8 protein-coding genes are annotated in these 5,737 nt (G+C 33.3%); all 8 read left to right on the top strand.

Features of this window, described 5'->3' with window-relative positions; translation table 11 throughout:
* The first annotated feature begins 56 nt into the window (after positions 1-56).
* Positions 57-1,052 (top strand): peptidoglycan bridge formation glycyltransferase FemA/FemB family protein, encoded by a 996-nt coding sequence (locus tag Q1553_RS00465; protein ID WP_115551263.1) that lies wholly within the window; start codon positions 57-59, stop codon positions 1,050-1,052.
* Complete coding sequence (locus Q1553_RS00460; protein ID WP_299384463.1) at positions 1,049-1,720, top strand: formyltransferase family protein; 672 nt, start codon at positions 1,049-1,051, stop codon at positions 1,718-1,720. Before Q1553_RS00465 ends, Q1553_RS00460 begins: the two co-directional genes overlap by 4 nt.
* Before the next feature lie 38 nt (positions 1,721-1,758).
* Positions 1,759-2,487, top strand: a complete 729-nt coding sequence (locus tag Q1553_RS00455; RefSeq protein WP_300760754.1) for a hypothetical protein — start codon at positions 1,759-1,761, stop codon at positions 2,485-2,487.
* A 16-nt stretch (positions 2,488-2,503) separates the two neighbouring features.
* The gene (locus Q1553_RS00450; RefSeq protein WP_115551259.1) at positions 2,504-3,394 is read left to right on the top strand and encodes a hypothetical protein; all 891 of its coding nucleotides are present in this window, start codon (positions 2,504-2,506) and stop codon (positions 3,392-3,394) included.
* Complete coding sequence (locus tag Q1553_RS00445; RefSeq protein ID WP_297570435.1) at positions 3,387-4,016, top strand: hypothetical protein; 630 nt, start codon at positions 3,387-3,389, stop codon at positions 4,014-4,016. Before Q1553_RS00450 ends, Q1553_RS00445 begins: the two co-directional genes overlap by 8 nt.
* Positions 4,006-4,608, top strand: a complete 603-nt coding sequence (locus Q1553_RS00440; RefSeq protein ID WP_300842663.1) for a hypothetical protein — start codon at positions 4,006-4,008, stop codon at positions 4,606-4,608. The genes Q1553_RS00445 and Q1553_RS00440 overlap by 11 nt, the downstream gene beginning before the upstream one ends.
* Before the next feature lie 14 nt (positions 4,609-4,622).
* Positions 4,623-5,537, top strand: coding sequence for a ketoacyl-ACP synthase III (locus tag Q1553_RS00435; protein WP_115551256.1), 915 nt, complete (start codon positions 4,623-4,625; stop codon positions 5,535-5,537).
* A 2-nt stretch (positions 5,538-5,539) separates the two neighbouring features.
* Positions 5,540-5,737, top strand: a 198-nt coding sequence (locus tag Q1553_RS00430; protein WP_300842662.1) for a phosphopantetheine-binding protein, incomplete at its 3' end; no start/stop codon positions are given.

Below are 5,737 nucleotides of genomic sequence, written 5' to 3'. Positions count from 1 at the left end.
GGGGGGGGGGCGTTTAGCTGATTATTTTTATTGCTTTTCAATTTGCGAGGTGTGTTATGCGAGTTGAAAAGCTACATTTTCGCTTGCATAGCTCATATAATACATTTTTAGAGTCTATGTCAGCAACTCTCTATTACTCTTTGCCTTTTAAGAATCTTTTAGAAGATTTTTTGCAATGCAGTTCTCACTATATGGTTGCTTTGGAGGGAGATAAGGTTTGCGGAATCTTGCCCTTGATGTCTAAAAATGGCTTGTATGGAGAAGTTTTAAATTCTCTGCCATTCTATGGAAGCAATGGGGGAATTATCGCAAATAATGCGGAGGCTAGTTTTCTTTTAAGAGAATCTTATAATCAACTTGCTTCTGTATTTGCGAGTGCAAATTATATTCAAAATCCGTTGATAATAGAATCTGGCGGTATTTTGCACGATTTTGTGGATAGGCGACTTTCTCAATGGACGAAATTGGTGGATAGGGATTCCTTATTGGCTTCATTTGCTCCTAGTGCGAGACGCAATATCAAAAAAGCCCTTAAAGAGAATATAAAAGTTGCTATAACAAGAGAGATTGATTTTTTATATCAAACGCATAGAAAGAATATTTTGGCTAATAATGGAATCCCAAAAGAAAAAAGATTCTTTGAAAAAATTGCTAAATATTTTGAAAATACAGAGTATAAAATTTATATGGCATTTTACAACAATAAACCCATAGCAGCTTCGCTACTCTTTTATTTTGGAGGAATTGTAGAATACTATACACCAGCGACTTTGCTAGAGTTTAGGAATCTGCAAGCTCTCCCTTTGTTGATTTATATTGCTATGGCGGAAGCTTATGAGAGTGGTTGTCAGTGGTGGAATTGGGGTGGGACTTGGAGAAGTCAGGAAAGCTTATATAAATTTAAAGAAAAATTTGGTGCAATGGAAAAACGTTATAATTATTATTGCAAATTGAATAATCAAAAAATTTTAAATGCTGAAGCTTCGGAACTATTGAGGGAATATCCTTATTTTTATGTTGTTCCATTTAGCATTTTAAGGGAGAGCGAATGAATATTGCATTTTTCTGCACGGGAGAGGGTTCGTTTTTTAAATTTATTTGGAACAATAAACATTTGTTGAAAGTTGATAAAATCCTTTTGCTATCCGATAGGGATTGTGGAGTAATGACGTTTTTGCAAGATAAGAAATTAAGTAAAACAATCTATGCTAAAAAATGTGGAGATAGGGAGTTTGAATCACAGGCAAAAGAATGGTTTTTGAGTGAAAAAATAGATTATGTCTTTTTGTCTTGTAATAAAATTTTGCGTTACGATTTATTGGAGTGTTATGGGGATAATCGTAAAAGAATGTTTAATTTTCACCCAAGTCTTTTACCAAAATATATTGGGTTAAATTCTATCCAACAAGCCTTTGATAACAAAGATATGCTTTATGGGGCAAGTATTCATTATGCAATCAAAGAAGTAGATTGCGGAGGGATTCTTGCGCGTTGTATGATAGAAAGGGTAGAAGATGACTTTGAGTTGTATCGTCATAGACTATTCGTGAATCAGGCGGTTTTGGGGCTAGACTTTATTTATAAATTATCTTTAGGCAAAACATTTCATACTCTTAAAGGTGTAGTGCAAAAAACAGGATTTGAGCCACAATTAACAATCCCGATAGAATCCATAAAATTTTTTAATGCAATGGATTCCAAATTGCTCCAAATATTTTGATATAATTGAATCTTTAATTTAAATGATTGGGTGTAATTTTGTTTTTTGGCAATATAGGTGAAATTGATTTAGAGAATCCTAGCTCGTATCAAAAGATATTTTTAACCTTTGATATAGATTGGGCAAGTGATGAGGTTTTGGAATATTGCATTGATATTATAGAAAAAGCTAATGTTAAAGCAACTTGGTTTGTAACGCACGAAACTCCACTTTTGGAGCGGTTACGCGCAAATCCAAATTTTGAACTTGGAATCCACCCTAACTTCAATCCTCTGTTGGAGGGAGATTTTACTTATGGTAAAAATTATAAAGAGGTATTAAAACATTTTTTAAATATTGTCCCAGAGGCTAAATCTATGAGAAGCCATTGTCTTGGAATTTCTAGCAGAATCTTGCAAGAGGCTAAAAATCTAGGTATTACGCACGAGAGTAATATTTGTATTCCTGCTATGGCTGCGGGGGGGGGGGGCTTTTTGAAGCCTTATATTAATTGGGATAGATTGATTCGATGTCCCTATCATTGGGCAGATGATGTGGCTTGTATGTATGAACAAAAAATTGATTTTACGCGATTTTCTTTTTTTGAAAATCATTACTTTATTATTTCTTTTCACCCAATCAATTTGTTTTTGAACACGGAATCTCTAAATCGTTATGAAAGTGCGAGAAGTTATTTTCAAAATTATGAGCAGCTTAAGAAGTATCAAGGGGATTCTCCCATTGGAAGTCGCAGTGTTTTAAATATTTTTTTAAATCAATTCAGGTGATACACGAGGATAAAATATGGTTTTGCATTTGAATATGGATATAATTTCTCTTGAAAAATGGGGTGTAGAGCATCTTGGTGCGGTAGAATCTATGGTTGAGAATACATTAAGCTATGCCGAGAATAAAACTTTTTTTTTAAAGGCAGTTGCTAATCCAAATATCATAATTCTTCTTACAACAGAATCTGTTTATTTGGAATTGAAGCCTTACATTAAAAGAGAAATTTTAATCCTCCTCACAAGCAACCCAAAGTTTTATTTTTGGAGTATTCATAACCAATATGGCTCAAGATTTAAAGAGCATATTTGCCATATAGAAAGCTATCGTGGCGTCAATGTAAAAATTCACCCAACTGCGTATATTGAAGAGAATGTTTATCTGGGAGATAATGTAGAAGTAGGTGTGAATGCTTATATTGCCTCTAATTCTTATGTGGGGAATGATTCTTATGTGGGGAATGGCGTGGTTGTTGGTGCGCAAGGGTTAGAGTTGGCTTATAATGGTAATGAAAAAATTATGATTAAACGTTATGGTGGTGTTAAAATTAACAACAATGTGCATATTATGGATAATAGCGTTGTGAGCAAGTCTGTGTGGGGGATTACGGAATTACAGGATTCTGTATCTGTATCAGTTCTTTGTAATATTGCGGCAAATTGTAGTATTGGTAAGCTTACACGAATGTCAGGGAATTGTTTGGTAGGTGGAAGCGCAAAACTTGGAGAAAATGTAATTTTGGGACCTTCTGTAACGATTAAGGACGGAATCAAGATTGGCGCAAATTCAAGGGTTAGAATTGGCAGTGTTGTAGTGCAAAATTATCCTGAAAACTCCGATATTTCTGGAAATTTTGCGTATGAACATATTAAAAATATTCGTAATTTTGCAAGGTTTAGAAATGGATAAATTTCAACCAATTTTGCTAGATAATTTGTATTATCTAGGCGATAGAAACTATATTCAAGGTGGGACGATTTATGAGCTTTTTTTACCAAAACTTTTACAAAGATTTTCTGATATAAAAAGCTTGGACTTTACTTATCGCTCTATTATTCATCAAAACCTTATTTTTTTTGATAAGCAGCGAGAAAATAGCATTATCAAAGTTGTTCTAAATTTGAAATGTGCGGATAGAACCTATAAGCTTTATGGTTATCATCAAGAGGAGATACAAACAATAAAAGAAAGAATCCCTTATGATGAAAAAGAGATTCTAAAAACAGCGATAATCCACGATAGCAATATTTATTTGAACGCTCCTTTTCAAAAGATTTCTGTCGTGCGTTATGTAATTGCAATGAATAAAGAATTGCTTAATTTTCTATTTAAAAGCGAAATTGAAAACTTTAAATGGTTTCTTTCAAGATTGACACTCAATCAAGTGATAGATGAAAGTAGAATCCAAGAAATTCATTTGCAATATTTATCAAGATTTGAATTTCAAATTGTTAAAACAGAAATTTTTATCAATCAAAAAAGTGTAGGATTTATCTATTTTTCGCTTAAAGGAGAGGATTATGTGCTTTAGGAATCTTTATAGTGATTTTGTATTTAAGGGCAATAGACAATATGTGCATGGCACAAGTATTTATGATTTTCTACTAGAAAATGTTGTCGGCGGGGGGGGGGGCATTTTGCAGCTTGATTTAGTGTTTCATCATCTTGCAAAAAGAAATCTTTGTTTTACAACAGATAAGCCCAAGAATTTAACAGAGATTTTGTGTATGGCAAAATTTAAAGATGAAAAAAGAGGAAGTTTTAAAGTTTTTGGAATAGAATACGAAAAGGAAATTACAAAAAGAATTCCATATGATGAGAGTGTAATTATGAAAGAAGCTATATTTAATGGCGAGGAAGCAAGTATTTCCAAAAATAGTCAATATTCTTTCATTGAACATCTTGTTTCTTTGAATAAATCTTCACTTTCTAAAATTTTTGACGATATTAAGGGAAAGTTTTACTTTTCGCGTCTTGAGCTTAAAAATGGCTTTATTAAAGATTTTGAAACAATACAACTTCATTTCAAAGCGCATTTTAATTATCAGTTAATGCAAAGTGCCATATCTGTTGATGGACAAGAAGTAGGACAAATTTATTTTTCTTGTAAGAATGACGAATAAAAGGATAATTTGAAATGATAGGGATAGTAGGGATTGCAGGTTATATTCCTGAAAATAGAGTTTCTAACAATGCTTTAGCAAAAGAATATGGTTTAGAAGAAAAATTCCTACACGATAAAATAGGGGTGCTTAATCACTCCATAATGGACAAAAGTGAGACTGCTTTAACAATGTGCTTGAAGGCTTTTGAGGAATTAAAGCATCAAGTAAATATAGAAAAGATTGATGTTGTTGCAGTCATCACACAAAATCCGGATTATAATGTACCTCATCTTTCCGCTTTATTGCACAAAGAGCTGGGATTGGATAAAAATACTGCTTGTTTTGATGTTTCTCTAGGGTGTTCAGGATATGTTTATGGCTTGTCTATTTTGCAATCTTTTATGCTTTGTAATGGATTTAAAAGCGGGTTGCTTTTTACGGCTGACCCTTACTCACGGATAGTAGATAAAAAGGACAAGGATACTGCTTTGCTTTTTGGTGATGCTGCTTCTGTTACGCTTTTGGGGGAAAGAGCAATTTTTTATCCTAAAAAAACTTTATTTGGTAGTGATGGTGTTTTGGGTTGGGATTCTTTAATTTGTCGCAATCAAAAATTGGAAATGAATGGAAGACAAGTATTTAGCTTCGCTGCCACAGAAGTGCCAAAACAGATTCAGCAACTTTTGACAATGGAGAATCTGAACATTCAAGAGATTGATTTATTTATCTTGCATCAAGGAAGTCGCTATATTGTAGAGACGATTAGCAAGAGGCTAGGAGTGGATAGTTCTAAAGTGCCTTATGAGATTTTGGATTATGGCAATACAATTTCCTCTTCTATCCCGCTAGTTTTAAGGAATCATCTCCACGCGAATGCAAGAAAAATTGTAATAAGTGGTTTTGGTGTAGGATTTTCTTGGGCAAGTTCAATTTTAACAAAGGAGTGAAAATGAAAGTTAGTAAAGAAGCAATTAGAGGGATTCTTAAAGAAATTGATATTTTAAGTGAAGTTGATGAGTTATCCGATGAGTTAGGGCTTGTGGAGCAAGGCGTAGATAGTTTGGATATGGCAAATTTATATCTTAAACTAGAGGAAAAATTCAAGATTAAGATTCCAGACACTGACTTACATTTGGTGCAGAGTATT

The sequence above is a fragment of the Helicobacter sp. UBA3407 genome (assembly GCF_949747025.1).
Taxonomy (GTDB): Bacteria; Campylobacterota; Campylobacteria; order Campylobacterales; family Helicobacteraceae; genus Helicobacter_D; species Helicobacter_D ganmani.
Note: the sequence above shows the minus strand (reverse complement) of the source record. Positions and strands in the feature narration are given on the sequence as shown.

Coding starts and splice junctions, on each gene's coding strand:
- Q1553_RS00460 (WP_299384463.1), top strand. CDS start 1,049: ATGAATATTGCATTTTTCTGCACGGGAGAGGGTTCGTTTTTTAAATTT.
- Q1553_RS00445 (WP_297570435.1), top strand. CDS start 3,387: ATGGATAAATTTCAACCAATTTTGCTAGATAATTTGTATTATCTAGGC.
- Q1553_RS00435 (WP_115551256.1), top strand. CDS start 4,623: ATGATAGGGATAGTAGGGATTGCAGGTTATATTCCTGAAAATAGAGTT.
- Q1553_RS00465 (WP_115551263.1), top strand. CDS start 57: ATGCGAGTTGAAAAGCTACATTTTCGCTTGCATAGCTCATATAATACA.
- Q1553_RS00440 (WP_300842663.1), top strand. CDS start 4,006: ATGTGCTTTAGGAATCTTTATAGTGATTTTGTATTTAAGGGCAATAGA.
- Q1553_RS00450 (WP_115551259.1), top strand. CDS start 2,504: ATGGTTTTGCATTTGAATATGGATATAATTTCTCTTGAAAAATGGGGT.